At 68.4% G+C, this 24,506-nt stretch carries 13 protein-coding genes; 6 read left to right on the top strand and 7 right to left on the bottom strand.

Annotated elements, in window-relative coordinates; translation table 11 throughout:
- Positions 1-81 precede the first annotated feature (81 nt).
- Positions 82-2,022, top strand: a complete 1,941-nt coding sequence (locus AC07NF_RS05870) for a S9 family peptidase (RefSeq protein ID WP_494628228.1) — start codon at positions 82-84, stop codon at positions 2,020-2,022.
- A 71-nt stretch (positions 2,023-2,093) separates the two neighbouring features.
- On the top strand, positions 2,094-3,059 hold the full coding sequence (locus AC07NF_RS05875; RefSeq protein WP_494628226.1) for an amidohydrolase family protein: 966 nt from the start codon (positions 2,094-2,096) through the stop codon (positions 3,057-3,059).
- Positions 3,060-3,089: 30 nt separating this feature from the next.
- Here AC07NF_RS05875 and AC07NF_RS05880 read toward each other — a convergent pair whose 3' ends face one another.
- The 4 genes from AC07NF_RS05880 to AC07NF_RS05895 form a co-directional block, all read right to left on the bottom strand.
- Complete coding sequence (locus AC07NF_RS05880; RefSeq protein ID WP_494628223.1) at positions 3,090-3,710, bottom strand: TetR/AcrR family transcriptional regulator; 621 nt, start codon at positions 3,708-3,710, stop codon at positions 3,090-3,092.
- Positions 3,711-3,807: 97 nt separating this feature from the next.
- Positions 3,808-6,903, bottom strand: coding sequence for an efflux RND transporter permease subunit (locus AC07NF_RS05885; protein WP_494628221.1), 3,096 nt, complete (start codon positions 6,901-6,903; stop codon positions 3,808-3,810).
- Positions 6,900-7,982, bottom strand: a complete 1,083-nt coding sequence (locus AC07NF_RS05890) for an efflux RND transporter periplasmic adaptor subunit (protein WP_494628219.1) — start codon at positions 7,980-7,982, stop codon at positions 6,900-6,902. The genes AC07NF_RS05885 and AC07NF_RS05890 overlap by 4 nt, the downstream gene beginning before the upstream one ends.
- Positions 7,983-8,071: 89 nt before the next feature.
- On the bottom strand, positions 8,072-8,698 hold the full coding sequence (locus tag AC07NF_RS05895) for a TetR/AcrR family transcriptional regulator (RefSeq protein WP_494628217.1): 627 nt from the start codon (positions 8,696-8,698) through the stop codon (positions 8,072-8,074).
- 85 nt (positions 8,699-8,783) lie between these two features.
- Between AC07NF_RS05895 and AC07NF_RS05900 the strand changes: the two genes are divergently transcribed.
- Entirely contained in the window at positions 8,784-10,232 is a 1,449-nt protein-coding gene (locus AC07NF_RS05900; protein WP_494628215.1) for an efflux transporter outer membrane subunit, read from the top strand.
- A gap of 5 nt (positions 10,233-10,237) precedes the next feature.
- Here the strand turns inward: AC07NF_RS05900 and AC07NF_RS05905 are convergent, their stop codons facing one another.
- On the bottom strand, positions 10,238-12,304 hold the full coding sequence (locus tag AC07NF_RS05905) for an ATP-binding protein (RefSeq protein WP_494628680.1): 2,067 nt from the start codon (positions 12,302-12,304) through the stop codon (positions 10,238-10,240).
- 284 nt (positions 12,305-12,588) lie between these two features.
- Between AC07NF_RS05905 and AC07NF_RS05910 the strand changes: the two genes are divergently transcribed.
- The 3 genes from AC07NF_RS05910 to AC07NF_RS05920 all read left to right on the top strand — a co-directional run bounded on the left by AC07NF_RS05910 (position 12,589) and on the right by AC07NF_RS05920 (position 17,318).
- Entirely contained in the window at positions 12,589-13,173 is a 585-nt protein-coding gene (locus AC07NF_RS05910) for an RNA polymerase sigma factor (RefSeq protein ID WP_492810234.1), read from the top strand.
- Positions 13,139-14,098: a FecR family protein gene (locus tag AC07NF_RS05915; RefSeq protein ID WP_494628212.1), complete on the top strand. Its 960-nt coding sequence runs from the start codon at positions 13,139-13,141 to the stop codon at positions 14,096-14,098. The genes AC07NF_RS05910 and AC07NF_RS05915 overlap by 35 nt, the downstream gene beginning before the upstream one ends.
- Positions 14,099-14,201: 103 nt before the next feature.
- Positions 14,202-17,318: a TonB-dependent receptor gene (locus AC07NF_RS05920; protein ID WP_494655321.1), complete on the top strand. Its 3,117-nt coding sequence runs from the start codon at positions 14,202-14,204 to the stop codon at positions 17,316-17,318.
- Positions 17,319-17,360: 42 nt separating this feature from the next.
- Here AC07NF_RS05920 and AC07NF_RS05925 read toward each other — a convergent pair whose 3' ends face one another.
- Both AC07NF_RS05925 and AC07NF_RS05930 read right to left on the bottom strand, forming a co-directional pair.
- Positions 17,361-21,197: a LamG-like jellyroll fold domain-containing protein gene (locus tag AC07NF_RS05925; RefSeq protein ID WP_494628208.1), complete on the bottom strand. Its 3,837-nt coding sequence runs from the start codon at positions 21,195-21,197 to the stop codon at positions 17,361-17,363.
- An 87-nt stretch (positions 21,198-21,284) separates the two neighbouring features.
- Positions 21,285-24,206 carry a TonB-dependent receptor gene (locus AC07NF_RS05930; RefSeq protein ID WP_494628206.1) on the bottom strand — a complete coding sequence of 974 codons (2,922 nt, stop codon included), beginning with the start codon at positions 24,204-24,206 and terminating at the stop codon, positions 21,285-21,287.
- Between the last annotated feature and the right edge of the window lie 300 nt (positions 24,207-24,506).

Raw genomic sequence — 24,506 nt, forward strand, 5'->3', positions numbered from 1 at the left:
CCCGACACCGCGCCGCCGGCTGCTTCCCCCCAAGCCCCTCCCGCCGGCGGCGCTCCCCCTTTCTTCCGAGGCGTTCCTCACATGATTTCTCGCCACTCCCTGGCGCTGGCCCTGCTGGCCTGCGCCGCCGCGACGCCCTTGGCGGCGCAGACCGTCGCGCCGCCTGCCGCCGTCGTCATCGACGGCGCGCCGGCCATTCCACAAGAGCTGGCGGCCGCGACCGCGCCGTATCTGCAGTCCCGTCACGCTGACTTCCTGGGCTGGAACACGGCTGACCGTTCGATGCTGATCAAGACCCGCTTCGGCGGCTCGAACCAGATCCACATCGTGGCCAAGCCCGACGGCGACCGTCGCCAGATCAGCTTCGAGAACGAGCCGATCCTGGCCGCGGCCCTCTCGCCCAAGGGCGACACCCTGGTGATCCAGAAGGACAAGGGCGGCGACGAGTTCTACCAACTCTACGCCCTTGAAGCCGGCCGCCCGCGCCTGATCACCGACGGCAAGAGCCGCAACTGGTTCGGCGCCTGGTCGCCGGATGGCAAGCAGGTCGGCTACGCCTCGTCGCGCCGCAATGGCGCGGACATGGACCTCTACGTCGTCGACCCGAAGGACCCCAAGACAGACCGCATGGTCGCCCAGGTCACCGGCGGCGGCTGGAACATCGCCGACTTCTCCGCCGATGGCTCCAAGGCCCTGGTCCTGAACCGCATGTCGGTCAACGAGGCCATGGTCTACGAACTGGATCTGGCGAGCGGCGGGATGAAGCCCCTGACCGATCCCAAGGCCAAGGCGTCCTACGTCGATCCCAAATACGGTCATGACGGCTCGGTGTGGCTGACCTCGAACAAGGGTTCTGACTTCCAGCGCCTGGGCAAGCTGGACGCCAAGGGCGGCTTTACGCCGGTTTCCAAGGAGCCGCGCTGGGACGTCAGCGATTTCGCCATCTCACCGGATGGCGCGTTCGCGGTCTACGCGATCAACGAGGCCGGCGTATCGCGCGTGCGGGTGCTGGATATCGCCACCGGCGCCGTGCGTCCGGTCACTGGCCTGCCGGCAGGCGTGATCCCTTACGCCATCGGCGCGGCCATCGAGATCTCGCCCTGGGGGCAAATCGGGCTTTCCATGTCCAGCGCCAAGGTGCCGGGCGACGCGTTTTCGATCGACGCCAAGACCCTGGCCGTGACGCAGTGGACGCACAGCGAGACCGGCGGCCTGGATCCGAACCTGAACGTCGAGCCCAAGTTGGTGGAGGTCGCCAGCTTCGACGGCGAGAAGGTGTCGGGCTTCCTCTACCAGCCCGACCCGGCCAAGTTCCCCGGCAAGCGTCCGCTGATCGTCGACATCCACGGCGGTCCGGAAGGCCAGACCCGTCCCGACTTCCTCGGCGGAAACAACTATCTGCTCAACGAGCTGGGCATCGCGCTGTTCTTCCCGAACGTGCGCGGCTCAACCGGCTACGGCGCGCGGTTCGTCAACCTGGACAACGGGCCGTTCAAGCGCGAGGACTCGGTCAAGGACATCGGCGCCTTCCTCGATACGCTCGAGAAGGACCCGGCCCTGGATGCCAGCCGCTTCGCGGTCAACGGCGTCTCGTACGGCGGCTACATGTGCTACGCCTCGGCCACGCACTACAGCGCCCGCCTCAAGGGGGCCAACTGCTACGTCGCGATCTCCAACTTCGTCACCTTCCTCCAGAACACCCAGTCCTACCGCCGCGACCTGCGCCGGGTGGAGTATGGCGACGAGCGCGATCCCAAGCAGCGCGAGCAACTGATGAAGATCTCGCCGCTGACCAGCGTGGACAAGATCACCATCCCGCTACTGGTGGCCACGGGCGGGACCGACCCGCGCGTTCCGGCCACCGAGGCCGACCAGATGATCAAGGCTGTCCGCGCCAAGGGCGGCGAGGCCTGGCACGTGCTGGCCAAGAACGACGGCCACGTTTTCCGCAAGAAGGAGAACGAGGACTACTACTTCTGGACCAGCATCATGTTCTGGCGAAAGACGCTGCTGGGTCAGTAGAGCCGGCAGGCAAGGGCGCGGACCAGCAAGTCCGCGCCCATTCTCATGCGAGCCGGGGGAGGATATCGGACGTGACGTCTCTGCGATGTGGGGCGCTGTTGGCCCTCACCCTGCTAGCTAGTCCGGCCTGGGCAGGGCCGGCGGTCGACCATCATATGCATGTCCATTCGCCGGCGATCCTGAACATCCTGCCGGCCTATTGCGCCAGCCCGAAGCGCAAGAGCCCCTGCGATCCCCGCTTCACCGCGCCGCTGACGGAAAAGGACGCGCTCAAGGCCATGGACGCGGCGGGCATCCGGCGGGGCTGGTTGATGTCGACGGCCTACCTTGCCGAAAGCCCATTGGCCGAGCCCAGGCCGGACGCGACCGAGGTCATGCGCGAGGCCAACGACTTCACCGTCGGCCTGGCCCGGCAATATCCCGATCGCTTCGCCGCCTTCGTCAGCGTCAATCCGGTCGCGCCAGACGCCTTGGGCGAGATCGCGCGCTGGAAGGGCGATCGCGCCGTCACGGGGCTGAAGCTGCACCTGACCAATTCCGGCGTCGACCTGCGTGACCCTGGCCTGGTCGCCAAGCTGGCGGCGGTGTTCAAGGCTGCTTCGGCCAACGGCTGGACGATCATGATCCACATGCGCACCGGCGCGGCCGACTACGGCGCGCGCGATGTGCGGGTGTTCCTGGAAGAGGTGCTGCCGGCCGCCGGCGATGCGCCGGTGGTCATTGCCCACGCCGCCGGCTGGGGACGCATAGACGCCGTGACGCTTGACGCCCTGGGCGCCTTCGCCGAGGCGTTCGAGAAGAATCCAGCGCGCGTGCGCAACGTCCATTTCGATCTGGCCCAGGTTTTCACCGAGGTGACGACGGCCAGCGACCGCGCCAGGATGGCCGCCCTGATCCGTCGGATTGGACCCGAACGGTTCGTGGCCGGCTCCGACTGGCCGTTCTCCGGAGACCTCAAGACCTATTTTGCGCATGCCTACGGCGGCCCGGAGTTGTCGGCAGCTGAGTGGGTTTTACTGCTAAAGTCGCAGCCCTAGGCCCTGTCGCGCTTGGTCTGGCCGCAGCACTTACTCTGGAAGCTGCGTGATGATGCCCTCGAGGCTTTCCACAAGTTGCTCGCACGCCAGCGCGCCCAGGGCTTGGCAGGCGGCGCTCGCGCCGAAGATCAGCAAGGCGAGCTTTCGCGTGACAGTAGGCATTTCGCCAGACGCCTCCGGAGCGAGCAACAGAGCAAGCTGGTCCTGCCATCGTTCGATCTCAGCGTGGATCGCCTGATGCACCGGCGTTTCGGGCTGCGAATACTCCACCGCCAAATTGAGGGCGAAGAGCCCGCGGCTCGGCGCCTTGGTGAACTGGACGACGAAGTGGGCGCCAATCGCGCGGATGCGCTGACGGGGTTCTCCAGGCGTAGGCGCGACGGCTTCGATCAAGGCGAGCCTTGCTTGGCGTCCTTCCTCGCGGAGGCACGCGATGACCAGCGCCTCCTTGCTGGGAAAATGCCGATAGAGCGTGGGTTTGGTGAGGTTGGCCGCCGCGACGATGTCACCGATCGAGGTCGCATGCGCGCCGAAGCGACGGAAGAGATCGATGGCCGCCTCGATCAGGCTGGCGTGCGTGCTGTCCCAGCGCGCCGCCGCTCGGGTCGGGCGGTTTGGCCGTGGAGGACCTGACGGCAGGGATTGAGTCATCGGGTCATCGCTCGTGAAGAGGATCGCGGCGGCTGGGGAGGGGACAGCCGCCGCGATCGGAGCCCCGGCGGGACAAGCCACGCCGGGAGCGACGGCCCTAGGCGGGAGACGCGTCCAGGACCGGAGTCATCGAAGGATCGGTGCGCGAGCCCGCGTGGATCTTGAACCACAGCGCATAGAGCGCTGGCAGGAACACCAAGGTCAGGACCGTTCCGCCGATCGTGCCGCCGATCAGGGTGTAGGCCAGCGACGACCAGAACACCGAAAAGGTCAGCGGCACGAAGGCCAGCACCGCCGCCAGGGCGGTCAGGATGACCGGCCGGGCCCGCTGGACCGTGGCCTCGACCACGGCGTGGAACGGGTCCAGGCCGTCCTTCTCGTTAGTGTGGATCTGGCCGATCAGGATCAGGCCGTTGCGCATGATGATCCCCGCCAGGCCGATCAGGCCGAGGATGGCGTTGAAGCCGAACGGCTGGTGGAAGATCAGCAGCGTCGGCACCACCCCGACCAGGGCCAGGGGCGCGGTCAACAGCACCATCCACATCGCCGACAGCGACCGCACCTGGAAGATGATCACGATCATCATCAGGATGAACATCAGCGGGAAGACCGCCGCCAGGGCCGCATTGGCCTTGCCGGCTTCCTCGATGTCGGCGCCAGCCTCGATCCGGTAGCCGGCCGGCAGCTTGGCCTGGATCGGCGCCAGCGCCTTGATCACCTCGGCCGAGGCGGCCGGCGGCTGGAACTCGGCCCCGACATCGGCGCGGACGGTGATCGTCGGCAGGCGGTCGCGGCGGCGCAGGATCGGATCCTCCATGCGGATCTCGGCCTTGCCGATCTGGTCGAGCGGCACGCGCTGGCCTTCCGAGCCCAGCAGGGTGAAGGCGCCCAGCTTGGCCGGGTCCAGGCGGTCGGCGCCGCTGGTGCGGGCGATGACCTCGACGGTGCGGATGTCCTCGCGGACCTGGGTCACGGGCGCGCCGGTCAGCAGGAACTGCAGCTGTTCGGACGCGTCGTGGCTGGACAGGCCCATGGCGCGCAGGCGGTCCTGGTCGAGCACGAAGTGGATGCTCGGGACCCGCTCGCCCCAGTCGGTGTTGACCTGGCGCAGGGACGTGTTGGCCTGCATGACGCCCCGAACCTGCTCGGCGATCTCGCGCACCTTGGCCTGGTCGGGTCCCATGACGCGGAAGGCCACGGGCCAGGGCGAGGGCGGGCCAAAGACGATCTGGGTGGCGCGGATGCGCGCGCCCGCGACCGTGCCTTGTTGAGCGAACTGGCGAACCCGGCTCTTGAGGGCGTCGCGCGCCTTTTCGTTGGGGGTCAGCACCACGATCTTGGCGAAGGACGGATCGGGCAGCTCGGGCGACATGGCCAGGAAGAAGCGCGGCGCGCCCTGGCCGATATAGCTGGTGACGATCTTGGCCTCCGGCTGCTTGCTCAGCCACGCCTCGACCTTGGCCGTCGCCTGGCTGGTGGTCTCGATGCTGGAGCCCTCGGGCGTCTGCACCTCGATCAGCACTTCGGGGCGGTCGGAGATCGGGAAGAACTGCTGCTTGACCATGCCCATCATCAGGAAGGACACGACCAGCGCCGCCACCACGCCCAGCACCACCTTCAGCCGGTTGGTCACCGTCCAGCCGATCAGGCCGCGGAACTGGCGATAGCGCGGGGTGTCGTAGATGGCCGCGTGGCCGCCCTCGACCGGCTTGATCTTCGGCAGCAGCATCACGCCCAGATAGGGGGTGAAGATCACCGCCACGAACCACGAGGTGATCAGGGCGAAGGCCACGACCCAGAAGATGTTGCCGGCATATTCGCCGGCGCTGGACTTGGCGAAGCCCACCGGCATCAGGCCGATGATCGTCACCAGGGTGCCCGCCAGCATCGGCGCGGCCGTGTGGCCCCAGGCGTAGGTCGAGGCGAAGATGCGGTCGCGGCCTTCCTCCATCTTCACCACGATGGTCTCGATGATGATGATGGCGTCGTCGACCAGCAGGCCCAGCGACAGGATCAGGGCGCCCAGGGTGATGCGATCGAAGTCGCGGCCGGTGGCTAGCATGATCACGAACACTGCCGCCAGGGTCAGCGGCACGGCCAGGGCCACGACGACCCCGACGCGGAAGCCCAGGCTCAGCAGGCTGACAGCGATCACGACCGCCAGGGCCACGAAGAACTTCAGCATGAACTCGTCATAGGCCTCGGTGATGTTCACCGCCTGGTCGGTGACCTTGGCGAAGGTCAGGCCCAGCGGCAGCTCGCTGGTGATGGCCTTGGCTTCCTTCTCCAGGTCCTTGCCCAGTTGCAGGCCGTTGTAGCGCTCCTTCATCACCACCCCGAGTTCCAGCGCCGGCTCGCCGCCGTTGCGGATGAAGAAGGTGGCGGGGTCCTCGTAGCCGCGCTTGACCTCGGCCAGGTCGGACAGCTTCAGGGTCTTGCCGCCGACCACGATCGGCGTGTCCTTGATCGTCTGCAGGTCGTCCAGCGCGCCGTCCAGGCGCATCTGCACCTGCGGGCCGTTGGTCTCGATCGAGCCGGCCGGCGTGACGAGGTTGCGCTCGTTCAGGGCGGCGAAGATCTCGCGCGGGCTGACGCCCAGGTTCGACAGGCGATCCTGCGAGAACTCGACGAAGATGCGCTCGGGCCGCTCGCCGATGATGTTGACCTTCTTGACGCCCGGCACGTGCAGCAGGCGTTGGCGCAGGGTCTCGGCCTGGCGCACCAGCTGGCGGTGGGGCTCGCCCTTAGCCTTCAGCGCATAGAGCGCGAAGGTGACGTCGCCATATTCGTCGTTGATGAACGGGCCCAGCACGCCGCGCGGCAGGTTGGCGGCCTCGTCGCCCAGCTTCTTGCGGGCCTGGTAGAACTGCTCCTGCACCTCCTTGGGCGGGATCGGGTCCTTCAGGGTCAGGGTGGTGAAGGCCAGGCCCGGACGAGTGAAGGTCTCGGCGCGGTCGTACCACTTCAGTTCCTGCAGCCGCTTCTCCAGCGGCTCGGCCACCTGATCCTGCATCTCCTGGGCGGTGGCGCCCGGCCAGGCGGTGACCACGGTCATCACCTTGATGGTGAAGCTGGGGTCCTCGGCCCGACCCAGCTTGAAGAAGGCGAAGGTCCCGGCCAGCACGACGGCGATGATCAGGAACAGGGTGACGGCGCGTTCGCGCACCGCCAGGGCGGAGAGGTTGAAGCTCATTGCGCCGCTCCGGCCTGCAGGCTGACGCGCTCGCCCTGGTGCAGCATGTGCGCGCCCAGGGCCACGAAGCGCTCGCCGGCTGCCAGGCCGGCGGTGACCGTGGCGGTCTCTTCGCCGACGGCGGCCAGTTGCACGGCGCGCCAGCTGACCGTCGAGGTCTTGGCGTCGACGATCCAGACCCCCGGACCCTTGCCCGAGTCATAGAGGGCGCCCAAGGGCACGGCGCGGCCGCCGGTCTTGGTCGCGCCGGGCAGGGCGATGGTCACGGTCGCGCCCAGCGGGGCCGAGGCCAGGGCGCCGTCCAGGACGTAGCGGGCCTCGAAGGTGCGGGTGCGGGGATCGGCGGCGTCGGAGATCTGGCGCAGGCGGGCGGGGGCGGCGGCTTCGTTGCCGAACACCGAGGCGGTGGCGGTCGAGCCGACGGCGGGGCGCAGGGTCTCGGGCAGGGCGATCGTCGCCTCGCGCGGACCGGCGTGGGCCAGGCGCACGACGGTCTGGCCAGCGGCGACCACCTGGCCGGGCTCGCCCAGGGTCTCGACCACCACGCCATCACTGTCAGCGACCAGCACGGCGTAGCCGGCGGCGTTGCGCGACACCCGGGCCCGGGCCTCGGCGGCCTGGAGTTGGGCGCGCGCGGCCAGGGCGGCGGCCTTGATCTGGTCATAGGTCGAGCCCGACACCGCGCCGGCCCCGACCAGGTCGCGATAGCGGGCCTCGTCGGCCTCGGCCTGGACGGCGCGGGCGCGCGCGGCGGCCACGGTCTGGTCCTGGGCGGCCTGGGCCAGGGCGTAGTCGGCGGCGTCGATGCGCATCAGGGGCTGGCCCCGGCGCACCGTCTGGCCGGTGTCGACCAGGCGCTCGACGATCTTGCCCGGCACGCGGAAGCCCAGCTGGCTCTCGATGCGGGCGGAGACGACGCCGGTGAACTGGCGCTCACCGTCGATCGCGGCGGGGGCGGTGGCGACCCGCACGACCGGCGGCTGGGTGCGGGGATCGACGGCGGCGTCATGGCCGCCGCACGCGGCGAGCGGGGCGGTCAGGCCGCCGACGAGGGCGGCGAGGAGCAAGCGATGCGACATGGCGAAAGGGGTCCTGCCTTGAGCGGTGACCCTCATCTCGTGTCCAGTGACTAATTTGTCAATTGGTCACTATCGATTTTTAGCGACGATTACGGGGCCAGGCTGCGCAGGATCATGTTGATGACCATGGTCTGGGTCTCGGGCAGGCCGTCCAGATTGAACTCCAGCAGCAGCGGATGCATGAACGGCTGCATGGCCAGCCTGATCGCCGAGCAGGTCTCGTCGATCGGCGTCTTGCGCTCGAACTCGCCGGCCTCGCGGCCCAGCAGGATGATCTCGCGCAGGGCTGCTTCGACCCGCTGGAGATAGGCGAGCGCGGAAGGCCAGTTCTCGGTCGCCGAGTTGGCGGCGAGGTCGTAGAGCAGCTTCTCCTGGAACAGGAGTTCGGTGCTTTTCGCCGTTATGGTGCTGAAAAGCTTTCGAAATTTCTCGGTCGGCGTGCGCGCTTCGGCGGCGCTGGCGAAGGCGGCCGACATGATCTTGTCCAGGCACTGGGCGCAGATCGCCTCGCCGATCGCCTGCTTGGACTCGAAGAACTTGTAGATGTAGGCCTTCGAGAAGCCGACGGCCTTGGCCAGGTCCGCGACCGTCGTCTTGCCGTAGCCGAAGCGCGCGAAGTGGGCGTCGGCGGCGTCGATGATCTGCTGGCGGATGGCGTGGTCGGCCGGCCCGCGGCGACCCGCGGCGGCGTCATGGGTCGTGGTGTCGATGGTCATGCCTAGATAGGTAGCATCGAGGGTCGTGATTGACAACGAGTGACCGTATTAGCATATGGTCACTACAATTCACAAGGAGGTCGCGATGCGATCGGTTTCGAGCTTGGCTCTGCTGGCCCTCGCCGGCGTCACCCTTGGCGCCTGCGCCGTGGGCCCCAACTATGTCGCGCCGCCGTCGGCGGTGTCCGGGACGTTCATCGGCGCGAACGCCGTGGCCCAGCGCGCGGCGCCGCCCGCATCGGTCGACCAGGCGGCCTGGTGGAAGGGCTTCAACGACCCCATCCTCGACGGCCTGGTCGACCGCGCCCTGGCCCAGAACCTCGACCTGGCTCAGGCCACCGCCCGGGTGACCCAGGCGCGGGCCGGGCTGTCGGCGGCCACCGCCGCTCTGCTACCGTCGGGCGGCGTGCAGGCCAGCGCGGCTCGATCCCACCTCTCGACCCAGACCCCCACCGGCCGCCTGGCGTCCGGCGCGCCCGGCTTCGACCGCGACGGCTCGCTCTACGAGGCCAATGTCACCGGCGGGTGGGAGATCGACGTCTTCGGCGGCCTGCGCCGGGACCGTGAAGCCGCCGTCGCCGACTACCAGGCCGCCCAGGTCGGCGTCGCCGCCGCCCGCCTGTCGGTCGCGGCTCAGACCGCCGACACCTATCTGGTCATCCGGGGCCTGCAGGCGCGACTGGCCGTCGCCCGCGGGCAGGTTGAGACCCAGTCCAAACTGGTCGAGACGGTGCGCCTGCAACAGAGCCGGCAGGTCGCCTCCGAACTCCAGCTGCATCAGGCCGAGGGCGCTCTAGCCCAAACCCGCGCCCAGGTTCCGGTGCTGGAGGAGGGGCTCGAGGCGGCGATGAACGCGCTGGACGTGCTGCTGGGCTCTCAGCCCGGCGCCACCCGCGCGCAGCTGGCCGCCGCCACGCCGGTGCCACGCGCGCCGGCCATCGCCGACGCCGTCGGCCCGGCCGACCTGATCCGCCGTCGCCCCGACCTGGCGGTCGCCGAGTGGCGGCTGAAGGCGTCGAACGCCGCGATCGGCGCGGCGGTCTCCGAATACTATCCTAAGTTCTCGCTGACCGGCCTGGTCGGCACGGCCTCGACCGCCAGCGGCTCATTGTTCCAGGGCTCGGCCAACCAGGCCCAGGGCGTCTTGGGCCTGCGCTGGCGCCTGTTCGACTTCGGCCGCGTCGACGCCGAGATCAAGGCCGCCAAGGGCCGCAACGCCGAGGTCCTGGCCGCCTACCAGCAGTCGGTGCTGCGGGCGACGGCCGATGTGGAGGACTCGTTCTCCAGCCTGGTCAAACGCGAGGACGAAGCGCGGATCCTGGTCGGCGGCGAGCAATCGCTGTCCAAGGCCCGGGCCTCTTCCGAACTGGCCTACGAGGCCGGTGCGGTCAGCCTGATCGAGGTGCTGGACGCCGACGCCCGCCTGCTGGCGGCCAGCGACGCCCGCGCCCAGGCCGACACCGAGGCCGCCCGCGCGGCGGTGCGATCGTTCCGTGCCCTGGGCGGCGGCTGGAGGCCGGCTGCCGGAAGCTGATCGCGCTAAGCCGCTTGCGGACTGCGCAGCCAGGTCTCCACCGTGGCGTAGAGGACTTCCTTCTGAATAGGCTTGGCGACGTGGTCGACCATTCCCGCCTCACGGCAGCGCGCGATATGTTGGGGCAGGGCGTCGGCGCTCATGGCGATGATCGGTACGGTCGCGGCGGCTCCGGGCAGGGCGCGAATGGCGCGTGTGGCGGCTAAGCCGTCCATGCCGGGCATATGAATGTCCATCAAGACGATGTCGAAACCGCCGTCCTTCGCCAGGGCCACGGCTTCGTGGCCGTTCTGCGCGGTGACCACCTCGCAGCCGATGAGGGTCAGCAGGGCGTCGCCGATCTCGCGATTGAGGGGATGGTCGTCGACCAGCAGGATCCGGGCCGAGCCGGCCTTGTCCCACGCCAAATTCGCGGTCGGGGCGGCCGGCTCGACACGCCGCGCCACGAGCGAGAACCAGAAGGTCGAACCCTGTCCGACGTTGGCGCTCATGCCGATCTGACCGCCCATCAATTCGATCAGCGCCTTGCTGATCGCCAGGCCCAGGCCCGTGCCGCCAAAGGCGCGGGTTACTGAGCCGTCGCCTTGCGAGAAGCGCTCGAAGAGCCGGTCGCGCAGCTCGACCGGTACGCCGATCCCCGTGTCGCTGATCTCGACCTTCAGCAGGTCGCCGTGCTCACCCGGATCGATCGTCAACCGCGCCGAGACACGTCCGGCCGGCGTGAACTTCACCGCATTGTTCAGCAGATTGAGCGCCACTTGGCGCAGTCGAGCCGCGTCTAGGTCGTGGTGGAGGTCGCCTTCGCCGGTCACCGTGACGTCCAGCGCCAGGCCCTTGGCCTGAGCCTCCAGGGCGACGATCTCGGCCGCCTCGCGCAAGACCGCCTCGGCCCGCGTTGGCGCCAGATCAAGGTCGACCCGTCCGGCCTCGACCCGTGAAAAGTCGAGGACGTCGTTGACCAGCGTCAGCAGGGCGCCGCCAGCGCCGTCGATCAGCCCCACCTGCCGGCGAGCGTCCGGCGCCAGGTCGTCGCGCTCAGCCAGTAGGCGGGTAAAGCCCAGCACGCTGTTGAGCGGGGTGCGGATCTCGTGGCTCATCGTCGCCAGGAAGTCGGTCTTGGCTTGGCTGGCGGCCTGGGCGCGCGCCTGGGCGCGTCTTGCCAGAGCCTGGCGATGGACCAGCAGCCGCTTCAACCTTTGCTGGGTCGCCAGGGCCAAGGCGGCCGCCAGGCAGGTGACAAAGAGGGCGCCGACAAAGAGCTGCAAGGTGTGCATGCGTTCGGAGGCCTGCGCGCGCGACGCCGCCTCCGAGGCCAAGCCCAACACGCTGAGCGGCGCGGCGATGGCCGTCACCAGCAGGGTCGTCCACGCCGCGCCCTTGGGCCCGAGTCTGAAGGCGGCGAGCACCCCGGCCGGGAAGGCCAGAAAGGGCAGGCTGTGCTCGGGCCTGCCGAAGGCGAACAACGCCGTGGCGGCCACAATCAGGTAGCACAGGAGCTTCTCGCGTCCCGAGCGCTCGAAGCCATGCTGAATGGTGGGATCGAAAAGGATCAAGGCGGCCGGCAGGCTGACGGCCATGCCCAAGCCGTTGATGAACAGCCAGTTGGCGATAAGGCTTCCCAGGCTCAGGTGAAGGATGGGCGCGCAGGCCAGGGCGCCGACAAGCGCCATGATCGCCGTGGCCGGCATGGCGAGGCCCACGGTCTTCAACGCGCGACCCAGGTTCTTTAGTCGGGGCGCGCCGCCGAACGCGCGATGCAAGACCAGAGCAACCAGGATCGCCTCGGTCGCGTCCAGGACGCTGAACAGGGCGCTCATCAGCAGCGGCGAGGCGCCGGCTCCGTCCAGTACGAGGTGAGCGGCGAAACTGACGGCCAGGAGGACCAAGCGCCGGCCCGCCGTCAGCAGCAGCAGACCGACGGCCAGCAGGCCATTGCATGGCCACACCGTGGCCAGGCCCGACGGGCCTCGCGTGAGGAGGTCGCAGTAGGCGATCACGATCAGGTAGGCCGCGCTCAGGACCAGGAGCAGCCGCGTCTGCCGCCTGTCCCCGTCGAACCGCTTGTCCGTCATCACGCCAACTTCCTGATACGCTTAGTCTTGAGACTACGCATAAGGTCACCGGCAACTGCCGCCATAAGGTTAAAGTTCGAAGGTTTTGCGCGGATCGCGGTCGCCACGGGGCCCGCAGGCGCACGTTCAGCCACCGGCCGCAGCGGTCGAAATTCCAAAATAGAGGATCGCGATCCATTATTTGGGATTGCGGTGCGCCTGAAAAATGTTTCGCATCCGGGATGACGGAACCGCGTCGGCGGCGTGTCCTAAAGTCTAAGATATGAGGGAAAGGCCTCAGCGGGGTGGAACGGCTCAGGCAGGACGTCGTCGTCTGGATCGGACGTGAGATCATTCCTCACGAACCGGCCGTACGCGCCTGGCTCAAACGCAACGCCCCGGCTTCGATCGAGGCGGAAGACATTCTACAGGAAGCCTATTGTCGTCTGTCCGATCTCGAGACCGTGGAGCAGATTTCCAATCCGCGAGCCTACTTCTTCAGTGTCGCGCGAAACCTGCTGCTGAACGCCATCCGCCATGCCCGCGTGATCCGCATCAGCAGCATCACCGATCTCGAGCTGAACACCCTCGACGATGGCCAACCCTCGCCCGAGCGTGTGGTGGCCGGGCGCCGGGAGCTGGAGCGGGTGCGGACCCTGCTGGCGAGTTTGCCCGAGCGTTGCCGGCGCATCATCGAGATGCGCAAGGTCGAGGGCTTGTCCCAGCGCGAGATCGCCGAACGCCTGAACATCACGGAGAATGTCGTCGAAAACAACGTATCGAGGGGGCTTCGTTTCCTGAGCAAGGCCGTCAGCGAGGATCCGCTCGCGACGTCCAGAGCGCCTGGCAAAGACCATGACCGAACGAAAAACCGCCAAAGCCATCCATAAGGAAGCGGCCCAATGGGCCGCCCGCGTCGATCGCGGCGACCTGACGCCGCAGGAGGCGCAGGCCCTGGACGCGTGGCTCGCTGCCGACCCGCGCCAGCGGGGCGCCTATGTGCGCGCCACGGCAATCTGGAGCACGCTCGATCGCGCCAAGGCTCTCGGCACGCCCGTTTCGCCGAGCGCGGCGCGATCGCGGTGGGGTTGGCGGCTGGCGGTAGGCGCAGTGGGGATCGCGGCGGCTTTGCTCGTCGCCGTGCAAGTTTTCCCCCGTTCGAGCACGGCCTACGAGACCGTGGTCGGCGAGCTGAAACATGTCGCTCTGGCCGATGGATCCTCGGCGGACATCAACACCAACAGCGCTCTGACCGTGTCGATGACGTCGCGTGGGCGCGCCGTCGAACTGAGCCGCGGCGAGGCCTGGTTCAAGGTGGCCAAGAACCCGTCCAGGCCTTTCGTCGTCTCCGCCGGAGATATTCGTGTTCGCGCCGTGGGCACGGCCTTCGCCGTGCGTCGGATGAACGGCGGCGCCGAGGTCCAGATTACCGAGGGGGTCGTCGAGATCTGGAGCGCGGCCGTGCCCGGTGTGCGTACGCGGGCGCCGGCGGGGGGACGTCTTTATGTGCCGGCGAGCGGCGAGGGGCCACGGTCTCTGGCCGGACGCGGCGGTGTCGACGAGGGGCTGGCCTGGCGTCAGGGACGGCTGGCTCTGGAGGGCATGTCGGTCGCCGAGGCCGCCGTCGAATTCAATCGTTACAACAAGCGACGCATCGTCGTGGCCGATCCCGCCTTGGGCCGGAAGGGCTTGGTGGGCTGGTTCAGGACCAACCAGCCGGAGCATTTCGCCGAGGTGGTCGGCCAGACCTTCGGCGCGCCGGTGACGACAGACGCAACGACCATCAGACTGGGCGCGCCGCCACACGAACGATGAGTTCCGGCGGGCGCTAGAACGACCGAGCGCGCCAAGATCGCGCTGGCGAGGGGAAGGGGAGGAAAGGCTGACCAACGGCGCGGGGCGAACGCCGTGGGCCTGGATGACGGGTGCGACTCTCGCACTCGTGGCCGGGACCGCGACTGCCCAGACCCTGAGCTTCGATATCGCCGCCCAACCCGCCTCCAGCGGGGTGCCCGCGTTCGGCCGTCAGGCTGACCTGCAGATCCTGCTCGACCAGAGCGCCGCGACGGGGCGGCGGGTCAACGCCGTGCGGGGACGCTTCAGCGCCCGCGAGGGCCTGGCGCGCCTGCTGGCCGGCACAGGCCTTTCCGTGCGCGCCGACTACGGCCACACCATCCTCCTGGCGGCGACGCCGGCGCCGCGCCCCCAGCCGGCGCCACCGGTCCAGGCTCCCGCCGCGCCTGAACCCGACGTCGCCGTCGAAGCCGTGATCGTCGCCGGGTACCGCGCCAGCCTGGCCAGCGCCATGGCGATCAAGCGCCAGGCGGCGGGCGTCGTCGAGGCGATCGTCAGCGAGGATGTCGGCGACTTTCCCGACGCCAACCTGGCGGAGTCCCTCCAGCGTCTTTCGGGCGTCTCGATCGAGCGCGACGCAGGCGAGGGCCGCACCCTGTCGGTGCGGGGGCTGGCCGGCGATTTCGTCCGCGTGCGCCTCAACGGGCTCGAAACCCTGGCCACCAGCGGCGGCACCGGCGCGGCGACCAACAGCGCCAACCGCAGCCGGGGTTTCGACTTCAACACCTTCGCGTCGGAACTCTTCTCGACCCTGACTGTCCGCAAGACCGCCTCGGCCGAGATCGAGGAGGGCGGGCTGGGCGCGACGATCGATTTGCAGACGCCTAGGCCCCTCGATACGCCGGGCCTTCACGCCACAGTGGCCAGCCAGGCGGCCTTTTACGAACTGGGCGATCATCGGGCCTATCCGCGCGTGTCGGCCCTGGTGTCGAACACCTTCGCGCAGGACCGGCTGGGCGTCCTGGTCTCGGTCGCCTACAGCCGGCGGCGCAGCCTCGAGGACAGCTACAATTCCACCGGCGACTACATTGCCAGCTTCAATGGCGGTTTCTGCCCGCCGACCGGCGGCGCGTGCCCAGGTTTCGACGGCGCCAATCAACGCTCGACGGCGGAGGCCTATGGCGTGATCACCGCCGGATCGCCGGTGACCTACATGCCGCTGGTGCCGCGCTATGGCCGTTACTCGCACGACCAGCAGCGCCTCGGCGTCTCGGCCACCCTGCAGGCCCGGCCGCGCGAGGGCACGCTGCTGACCCTCGACTATTTCGCTTCGCGCTATGACGAACAGCGGCTGGATCGGAACATCGAGATCCTGAGCCTCAACCGCGACAACCGGGGCGCCGCCGATCCCCGCTTTGTCGGCCGGCCGGCGATGGCGGTGACGGCCGCGCAGGTCTCGCCGCAAGGCGAGCTGGTCTATGCGCGGTTCGACAATACCGACATCCGCACCGAGGTGTTCGCCGACGACTTCGTCACCCGTTTCGACCAGCTGTCCCTGAAGCTGGATCAGACCCTCTCGTCGCGGCTCAAGGCGTCCGTGCTGCTGGGACGCTCGCGATCCCGGTTCTCGGACCCGAACCAGCGCCTGGTCGGATATGACGCCTTCGATCAGGACGGCGTGGTGTTTGACGCGCGCGGCGCCGGGAACGTGCCGATCCTGCGGTTTGGAAACGGGCTTGATCCGGCCTCGACCGGGGCCTGGAGTTTCGCCGACGGCTATTCGGAAATTCGCCGCTTCAGCAACTTCATCGACAACCGGTATGACGCCGCTCAGGCCGACTTGGTCTTCGACGCGCGTCCTGGCGTGACGATCAAGGGCGGCGTCAGTCTGAGACGTTATGGCTTCGACCAGACCCGCGACCAGCGGTCGGCGCCCTTCACCAGCGTGCCGGCTGTCGGCGACCTGCGCGATCTCAGCGTTCTGGTGGAGCGCTGGGGGGCAAGCCTTCCGCGTGCGCCCGAGGGGATCAGCGCCTGGCTGTCGCCCGATATCGACGCGTTCGAGCGGCGGTTCGGCCTGAACTGCAACTGCGTCAACGCCTGGGGCGACTGGCGCATGGCGGCAAACGGCAACTCGCGCCTGGAAAATCGCGGGGTCACCGAGGACGATCTTGGCGGCTATCTCCAGGCCGATCTGGTCGCCCAGGTCGGGGCGGTTCCGGTGCGATTGGTGGCGGGGCTACGTTATGCGGCCACCCGCCAGCACGCCTATGGCCTGACGAGCACGGGCGAGTGGCAGCACGATCGGCGGCGCTACGACAATCTGCTGCCATCGGCGACCCTGGTGAGCGACGTGACGCCCAACACCCGGCTGCGCCTTTCGCTGGCGCGCACCATGGCCCGTCCGGCCCTCAGCGCCCTGACGCCGGCCGGGGTCCTGACCAGCGACTCTTCGGGCCTGAAGTACCTGACCGGCAATCCGTCGGTCTCACCCTACATGGCCACCAATCTGGACCTGTCGGTCGACCATCACCTGGGGCGAGAAGGCCTGATCTCGGCCTCGGTTTTCCACCTGACGATCGACAATTTCCCCCAGGCGCTCAGCCGTGGCGGCGTCCTGGCCGACACCGGCCTGCCGAGCGCGGCGATCCCCGCCGGCGCCACGAACCTGACGCCGGTGGCGATCACCCAGGTCGTCAACACCAGGGGCGGGTGGCTCCGAGGGCTGGAGATCGGGTTCCAGAAGCCCCTGACCTTCCTCCCGGCGCCGTTCGACCGGCTGGGCGTGATGGTCAACTACACCCGTATCCAGTCGGCGCTGGACTATGTGCTGGCCCCGACCGCGCCGGACCAGACCTATCGCGCGCCTCTGGTGGGGACGTCGCCGACGGCGATCAACGCCACGATCTACTACCAGACCTCGCGCTACGCCGTGCGTCTGTCGGCCGCGCGGCGGGGTGAGTACACCCGCACCGTGCCCAGCCGGGGCGGCGTCTGCGGTCCGGAGGCCACGGCCGAATGCCCGACCCCCTATATCGCCGATGTCGACGGCGCCGACGCGACCTTCAATCTCGACGCCTCGGCCAGCCTCAACCTGACGGGGCGTCTGCAGCTGACCCTGGACGTGCTGAACCTGACCGACCAGGCCCAGTCCTATTGGACGGGCGCGGCGAGGCGAGGGCCGCTGGTCTATGGCCGTACGGGGCGCCAGATCTTCCTCGGCGCGCGCTGGCGCTACTAAAAGGGTGCGGGCCCGCCGGGAGGACGGCGGGCCCGCGTCTCGTCACCGCGTTGGAGGTAGGGACAGGGGGACGAGATTATTGGCCTGGGTGACCTCGCGGGCGTCGCCCTCGAGTTTCAGGCGTACGCGGTAGTCGCCCGGCGCGGCCTTGGCCGGCAGGACCAGTCGAACCCGCGCCGTCTTGGGCGTCAGGTCGGCGACCGAGGGCAGGGGCGGGATGGGCGCCGAGGCGACGACCGCGCCGGCGGCGTTCTCCAGCACAACGGTTCCGCCCGGCGTGGCCTTGGCGCCCAGGCTGTGGACCGTGACCGTCAGGTCCTTCTTGGTCAGCGCGAGGTCGTCGCTTCCCACGCCGATGTCGGGACGGGTGGCGGGGTCTTCCCAGGCGGTGTCCAGGGCCAGATCCAGCACCGTCGTCTGGCCGGGCGGCAGGACGACCTCGATCCCGGCGCTGCGCTCCAGGACCACGCCGCGCTTCGTGGGCGCGTCGGCGACGTCGTCCCCGTTGGCGTCGACGCCTTCGCTCAGGGTCCAGCGGCCCGCCGCGACGTCAGCGCCGACCAGCGTGGCGGTGACGGGGCGGTTGGCGAGATTGAACAGCACCGCCTTGAAGGCCTTGGGCGTCGACTGTGGGATCAGGATGGCCACCTGCTCGGCCGCGTCGGGACGATCAAAGCGCCAGCTGACCAGATTGCCGGGGAAGTACTGGTTGCGATTGTGCGCGATCCCGCCCAGCCGCGAGCGCTGCAGGATCGACCAGGGCACATTGACCCGGTCCGACCACAGGTGCCCCTCGGTGATCAGGTGCATGCGCTGGCTGTCGAGCGCGATCTCGCGGGCGTAGATGTCGGCGAGAATCGCCTTGTCGCCGGTCTCGCGCCAGCGCTCGAAGCGAGCGTAGTCGGCCAGGTCGGCGCCACGTCCGCTCACCGCTGTCCGGTCGGCCGCGAGCGCCGAGAGCTTGGCGCCCCAGCTGTCCTTGCGGTTGGCCAGGCCCAGGACGTCGGCGTTGAGCAGCAGCAGGCTGGACCAGTCGCCCTTGGCGACTTCGCCGTTCAGCGGCCGCAGGTACTTCTGGTCACCCGTCCACTTGTACGCCGCCCAGAACACGTGAGTGGCGCTGGCCACGCCCGCGCCGCGATCGGCGTCGGTGCGCCAATGGATCTCGGACGGGAAGGTCCAGCTGCCGTCGGCGGCCTGCTTGCCGTGGGCCAGATAGCCGTCGGCCAGCTCCAGCACCATCTGCTTGACCTTGGCCGAGCCCCAGTACTCGCCGAGCAGCAGGCCCGGATGCAGCACGAGGTAGGAGTAAGGCTTGCCCCATTCCCACACGCTCTCGCGCACGATGTCGTCGCCGCTGTAGTAGCTGGAAACCGGGTGGCGGTGGCCGGCCGGATTGACTTGGTACAGGCGCTCGTAGTTGCGCGCCGTCTCCATGGCCCGCTCGACGGTCTTGGGATCGCCGAACTGCAGCATCATCCCTTGCGCGACCGCGTTGATGCCTTCCTCGTAGGTGTGGAGTTCATCGGTGCGGATGCGACCAAGGCCGTTCGTCCACATGCCGTTGGCGTAGGTCTCGTCCAGCATGCGCCGCTGCGAACGCGCCAGGCCGTCGGGATCGATACCCATCTCTGCCAGGCCCACCCACTGGTTGGTCAGGTCGACGTCGTCGGAGAGACCGCCGCCGAACTCGCCGTTGGCGATCTGGCGGTTGTCGATCCACCAGCGCACGAAGCGGCTGGCCAGCTTCAGGTCCTCGGTCTGGCGGAAGGCCCAGAGGGGAACGCCCGCCGGCGGCTGCGGCTGGACGAACGGCGCATAGGGCTGCTCGGGGTTCTTCTCGACCCAGTAGCTACGCGCCACGGCGTTGTCGGGATCGACCTTCAGCACGTCGGAAATGTCGCGCTCGAACCGGGTCCAGGTCGGGTAGAGCCGGATGTTGGGCTGCTCCTCGACCAGGAAGCTCAGATTGTCGCGCGCCTGCTCGAAGCGGTCGGCGACGTGCTCGGCGGTCGCGGCCTTGCGGTCCTTGAACACCAGGCGCACGCGCAGGCCGTCGATCGAGGCGGGGCCGAAGTCACCACCCGAACCGGCCAGGGTCAGATACAGGCTCTTGCCGTCGGGCAGGATGCGGTCGCGGGTGTCCAACCACAGGGTTCGCGCCTCGCGCGGCTTGACGGCGACATTGACGTCGAGGAGGTCGCGTTCGGGCCAGTTGGGGTCCTTGACCCGGATGTTGAGCAGGAAGAACTCGCCGTGGGTCGGTTTGACATCGAGGGCGGGCAGGTCGATCGCCAGGCCGTCCAGGCCCGCGTTCAGGTTTTCCCAGCCGTAGGAATAGCGCGCCACCGATCCGCCCGGCGCGACATCGCGGAAGTCGGCCGGGATCAGGACGTGGACCAGCGGCAGCTGCGGACCCGACGCCTTGGCGCGCGGCGCGGCCGGCGCCCCGGCCGGCAGGGCGACCACGGTGGCGCGCTCGTCGGCGACATAACGGCCGGCGATGAAGCCGTTCAGCTCGGTCAGGGTCGGATAGGCCGCGCCCGCGCCGGCCCTCACCTGGTAGCTGAGCTTGAAGGCGTCCTTCGGCTCTTCGCCCGGCGTGACGTTATAGGCGGCGATCTCCTGGATCGGCGTCTCCTGGGCGGTGTTGGAGAAGCGCAGCACGCCGGCGCCCAGCGGGGCCGACAGGCGGGTCGAGGTGCGCTCCTGACCGGCGGGACGCGCGCCGATCGCCGTCTGGCGGCCGCCGGCCGGCGTGAAGCTGAGGCCGCCATAGGCTGCGCCGGTGATCTCCAGCGTGTTCCACGGCTCGTCGGGCAGGATCAGGTCGTAGGCCTTGCCGCCGTCGGCATAGACGTTCCAGTCCGGCAGCTCGAAATAATCGTGACGGCCGGCCAGGCGCGAGCGGTTGTAGACGCCGGGCCAGGTGGTCTCGCGGATGCCGTCGGCGCCCCGGAACATCCGCATCTTCAGGTCACGGGTGTCGGCGAATTCGACCTTGCGGATCCGGGTGGCCGCCGCCGCCAGATAGGCGGGCAGGTCGCCCGGCCGGTTCCAGCCGTAGCGCGTCCACCATTCCTCACGCCAGCGCGGCTCGGAAAGGTCGCGGCGGGGCGCGGAGGAGGCGACCTCGGCCTTGGCGGCCAGCGACGCGACCTCGGTCTCGGCCAGGCGGTGGTCGTAGATCTTCAGCTCGTCGATGTCGCCGCCGCGCCGATAGTTGTAGGCGCTCTGGACCTGGTAGGGACTGATCACCCGGCTGTGCGGGCCAAAGCCGAAGAGGCCCGCGTCGAGCACGGTCTTGGCGTCCTTGCGGGCGGCGGGCTTGCCGTTGACGAACAGCTGCACGCCCTGGGTCTCGTCCCAGGCGAAGGCCAGGTGCGTCCAGGTCTCGGGCGAGGGGGGCGGCGCGTCGAAGCTGACGCGGGTGCGCGCCAGGTTGGTGTCGGTGACGAAGGCGTCGAAGCCCTTGCCGTTCCAGTCGATACGCAGCCAGACCATGTCCCAGCTGGTGTGATCGGCGTAGCCGACGCGGAAGATCGGAAAGGCGCTGCGACCGACCGGGGTGCGGGCGCGCCAGAAGAACGAGACGGTGCCGCGCTGGGCGTAGATGTTGGCCGGGCCGGACCAGGCCAGGACCTGGTCGTCGGAGGCGCGCAGGCCCGGACCCGCCGCGCCGTCGGCGACGACGTCGACGCCCTCGGCGAAGATCGGACCGGCCATGCCCGCCGCGCGGTCGGCCGTCAGGCCCTTGTCGCCGGACAGACTGAACAGCAGGCCATCCGATTGGGCCTGGGCCGCGGACGCCATAACCAGCGCCGTGGTGGTGACAAGGGCCAGGCGCAGGGCGCGCGGCGTCGTGAAGCTCGAGGACATCTGGGCCTGCATGGTCAGGATGAAAAAAAGGTGGGCGTCGGCCGGCGGGTGGCCGACGCCCAGGCGCTAGCGCGTTGGAGAGGGACGCTAGAACTTGTACTGCAGCCCCACGTTGAACTGCCGTCCGGTGTGGGTGTAGACGAACGCGCTGTTGCGGGCGGAGTCCTGGTACTGGTCGACGAACTCGTCGGTCAGGTTCAGGCCCTCGAAGGTCAGCTTCAGCTTCTTGGTCACGGCGAACGAGGCCGAGGCGTCGACGGTCAGCAGCTCGTTGGTGCCGTTGACGTCATTGCCGGTGTTACCGCCCGGCACCGAGGTCAGATACTTGTCGCGATAGGCCGCCGAGACGCGGGCGCTGAAGCGGCTGTCTTCGTAGTAGAGCGTGGCGTTGAAGGCGTTCTTCGACAGACCGACCAGGTCGGCGGTGGTCGAGGCGCCGCCCGTGGCGCTCAGGAAGTAGTCAATCTTGCTGTCGACATAGGTGTAGTTCAGCAGCGTGCCGAAGTGCTCGGTCCAGCGGGGCAGGAACGGCAGCACGTCCGGCAGGAAGGTGAAGGCCTGCTGGTAGTTGATCTCGAAGCCCTTCAGCGGCCCGCCCTTGGTGTTGGCCGGGGTGCGGAAGGTAAAGATGTCCGTCGGCGCGGTCTGCGAGTTGGCCAGCAGGTCCAGCGGCAGGCCCGAGGTGTTGAACGGACGGTCTTCCTGCAGGCTTTGGATGTAGGTCTTGATGTCCTTGTAGAAGACCCCGACCGACAGCAGCGAGTCCTTGGCGAAGTACCATTCGACCGCGCCGTCCAGGGTCTTGGCGCGGATGGGATCCAGATCCGGATTGCCCGCGCTGACCGAACGCGCGCCGGTCACCGTGATGCTGCCGCCCGGGGTCAGGTTACCCAGCTCGGGCCGGGCGATGACCTTGGAGGCCGCGAAGCGCAGCAGCAGCTCCGGGGTCACCTCGGCCGTCAAGTTCAGCGACGGCAGGATATCGTCATACTCACGGACAGCCGTGACCTGCACAGGGGCGGCGCCCAGCAGCTGGTAGCCGCGCGAGCTCTGCCTGGTCTTGACGTAGCGCACGCCGATGTCGCCGCGCACCGTGAAGGGCAGGGCCTCGGTGCGGAAATCCAGCTGCGTCCAGGCGGCCTTGGAGACTTCCTCGACGCCGCGGATGTTGCCGCGGGCGCTGGAGTTGGTCACCCCGGTCAGTTCGAACAGCCCGGTGTTGCTGTAGATGCCCAGGGCGTCGGCGAACTTGTCGATGTCGGGCACCACCCAGCTGGTGATGTTCGTGCTCGGCTGGCCCAGGTTCTTGCCAAAGCCGGTGACCAGCTTGGTCAGGTCGGCCAGGGTCTTGCCGGGCGGCAGGGCCGGCAGCAGCTGGCTGTTGAGACGGCCCGTGCTGCGCGTGTCGAACTCGTACTTGCGGTATTCGACCCCGGCCTTCAGCGTCAGACCGTCGGTCAGGTCGAAGCCACCGTTCAGATTGGCGGTGTCGAAGGTGTTCTTCACCCACTGCGGCGCCATCCGGATTTCGGAGACGTTGTTGATGAAGGTGAAGTTGTTCGCGTTGGTGGTGTCGAAGCCGTAGTTGATCGTCGGCAGGCGATCGTTCTGGCGCAGGTCGTAGCTGTAGCCGTCCGAGTTCAGGCGATCGAGCATGATCGTGGTCTGGATCGGGTTGGCGAACTCGGACGTGGAGTGGCCGACCAGGCCCTCGATCCGGAAGCGGTCGTTGAACCGGTGCTTACCGGTGAGGACGAACTGCTTGAACTCGGTGGTCAGCTCGTCATAGCGCATCTCCGAACGGATCCGCACGCCGTCGAAGGCGCCGTAGACCAGGTCGCCGGTCGGCGAGACCACGGCGCTACGCACGCTGTTGAGCGGCTTGCCGAGGTTGGAAAGCGCTCGGCTGAAGCCGAAGTTCTCGAGCCAGTCCTCTTCGCGCTTGGCCTCGAACTTCGAATAGAGGCCGTCCAGCGTCAGGGTCGTGTTGGGGCTCGGCTCCCACTGCAGCGAGGCCGTGACGCCGGTCCGCTTCTGGTCGTGGGTCAGGCGGCCATAACGCGGCAGGCGCGGCATGTGGACATTGGCGCCGCTGGCGGTGGTGTAGGCGGCGATGTTCTCGGGCGTGCCGGCCGCGCGCGGCACGGTGATCCCGGCGGCGGTGCCGCAGGCCGTGGCGCTGGTGCCGGTCGCGGCGCTGACGGGCGGGTTGGTCGGGGTGACGCCGATCGGGCTGCAGAAGCCGCCGTTGGTGCTGACCAGATCCCAGCCGACGGTGCCAAAGCCGTCCTCATACATGTGGCGGCGGGTATAGGCGGCCGAGATCAGCGCGCCGAAGCGACCGACCGGGGTGTCCCAGGTGTTGGAGACAAGGCCCGCCAGGCGCGGGTCCCACTTGCCGCGCAGGTCGTTGTAACCCTGCTGCGCCGACAGGGCGAGGTTGAAGCCCTTGTAGTCGAACGGCCGTGAGGTCTGCAGATCGACGGTCGCGCCCAGCGAGCCTTCCTGCACCTCGGCGGCCTGGGTCTTGCGGACCGTGATGCTATTGAAGAGCTCCGAGGCGAAGGTGTTGAAGTCGAAGCCACGGCCGCGATTGGCCCCGCCGGAGCTGTCGGTGCCGCCGGTGGTGCTTTGCGCTTCCATGCCGTTGATGCGCACCCGCGTGAAGCTGGCGCCAAGGCCGCGCACGGTGATCGAGCGACCTTCGCCCGCGTCGCGCGAGATCGACACGCCCGGCACCCGCTGGATGGACTCTGCCAGGTTGGCGTCGGGGAAGTCGGCGATGTCCTCGGCCTTGATGACATCGACCACGCCGGCGGCGTTGCGCTTCAGATTGATGGCGTTGGCGAGGCTGGCCCGGAAGCCGGTGACCACGACCTCTTCGACCGTGGCGGCCTGGTCGGCCGGCGGCGCCGATTGCGCCAAGGCCGGCGCGGCCGCCATCAGAACGGCGCCCGCCGTGGCGGTGAACAGATAGTTTTTGAACGTGACCTTGCGCGTGATTTTCACGGTAACCCTCCCTTTTTGTTGTCGCGCCTTGGCGGCGCTTCAAAGAGGAAGACCCGCGAGCGAGCGGTTTCCGTCACGGCTTGATCACGATGATTTCGAGCCCTGTACGACGCGTGCGCAGGCCTTCAAATCGCGCCTGTAGGCTGGCTCGAAGTTGAATTTGGCGCATTGCCGTGCGCCGCGGCCGGGCGCGAGCGTCTGCCTTGTGGACGCTTTAAGGGGGCTGTGGTTCGCCTCAAAGCAAGTTTGGCGATCAGCGAGCGGTTTTTACGAGCGATAACGGCTCAACATCCATGCGGC

Source organism: Caulobacter sp. GW821-FHT10A06, assembly GCF_059415805.1.

Bases quoted from the DNA above. Each gene is read 5' to 3' on its own strand.
- AC07NF_RS05870 (WP_494628228.1), top strand. From the start codon at position 82: ATGATTTCTCGCCACTCCCTGGCGCTGGCCCTGCTGGCCTGCGCCGCC.
- AC07NF_RS05880 (WP_494628223.1), bottom strand. From the start codon at position 3,710: ATGACTCAATCCCTGCCGTCAGGTCCTCCACGGCCAAACCGCCCGACC.
- AC07NF_RS05885 (WP_494628221.1), bottom strand. From the start codon at position 6,903: ATGAGCTTCAACCTCTCCGCCCTGGCGGTGCGCGAACGCGCCGTCACC.
- AC07NF_RS05890 (WP_494628219.1), bottom strand. From the start codon at position 7,982: ATGTCGCATCGCTTGCTCCTCGCCGCCCTCGTCGGCGGCCTGACCGCC.
- AC07NF_RS05895 (WP_494628217.1), bottom strand. From the start codon at position 8,698: ATGACCATCGACACCACGACCCATGACGCCGCCGCGGGTCGCCGCGGG.
- AC07NF_RS05900 (WP_494628215.1), top strand. From the start codon at position 8,784: ATGCGATCGGTTTCGAGCTTGGCTCTGCTGGCCCTCGCCGGCGTCACC.
- AC07NF_RS05905 (WP_494628680.1), bottom strand. From the start codon at position 12,304: ATGACGGACAAGCGGTTCGACGGGGACAGGCGGCAGACGCGGCTGCTC.
- AC07NF_RS05915 (WP_494628212.1), top strand. From the start codon at position 13,139: ATGACCGAACGAAAAACCGCCAAAGCCATCCATAAGGAAGCGGCCCAA.
- AC07NF_RS05920 (WP_494655321.1), top strand. From the start codon at position 14,202: ATGACGGGTGCGACTCTCGCACTCGTGGCCGGGACCGCGACTGCCCAG.
- AC07NF_RS05925 (WP_494628208.1), bottom strand. From the start codon at position 21,197: ATGTCCTCGAGCTTCACGACGCCGCGCGCCCTGCGCCTGGCCCTTGTC.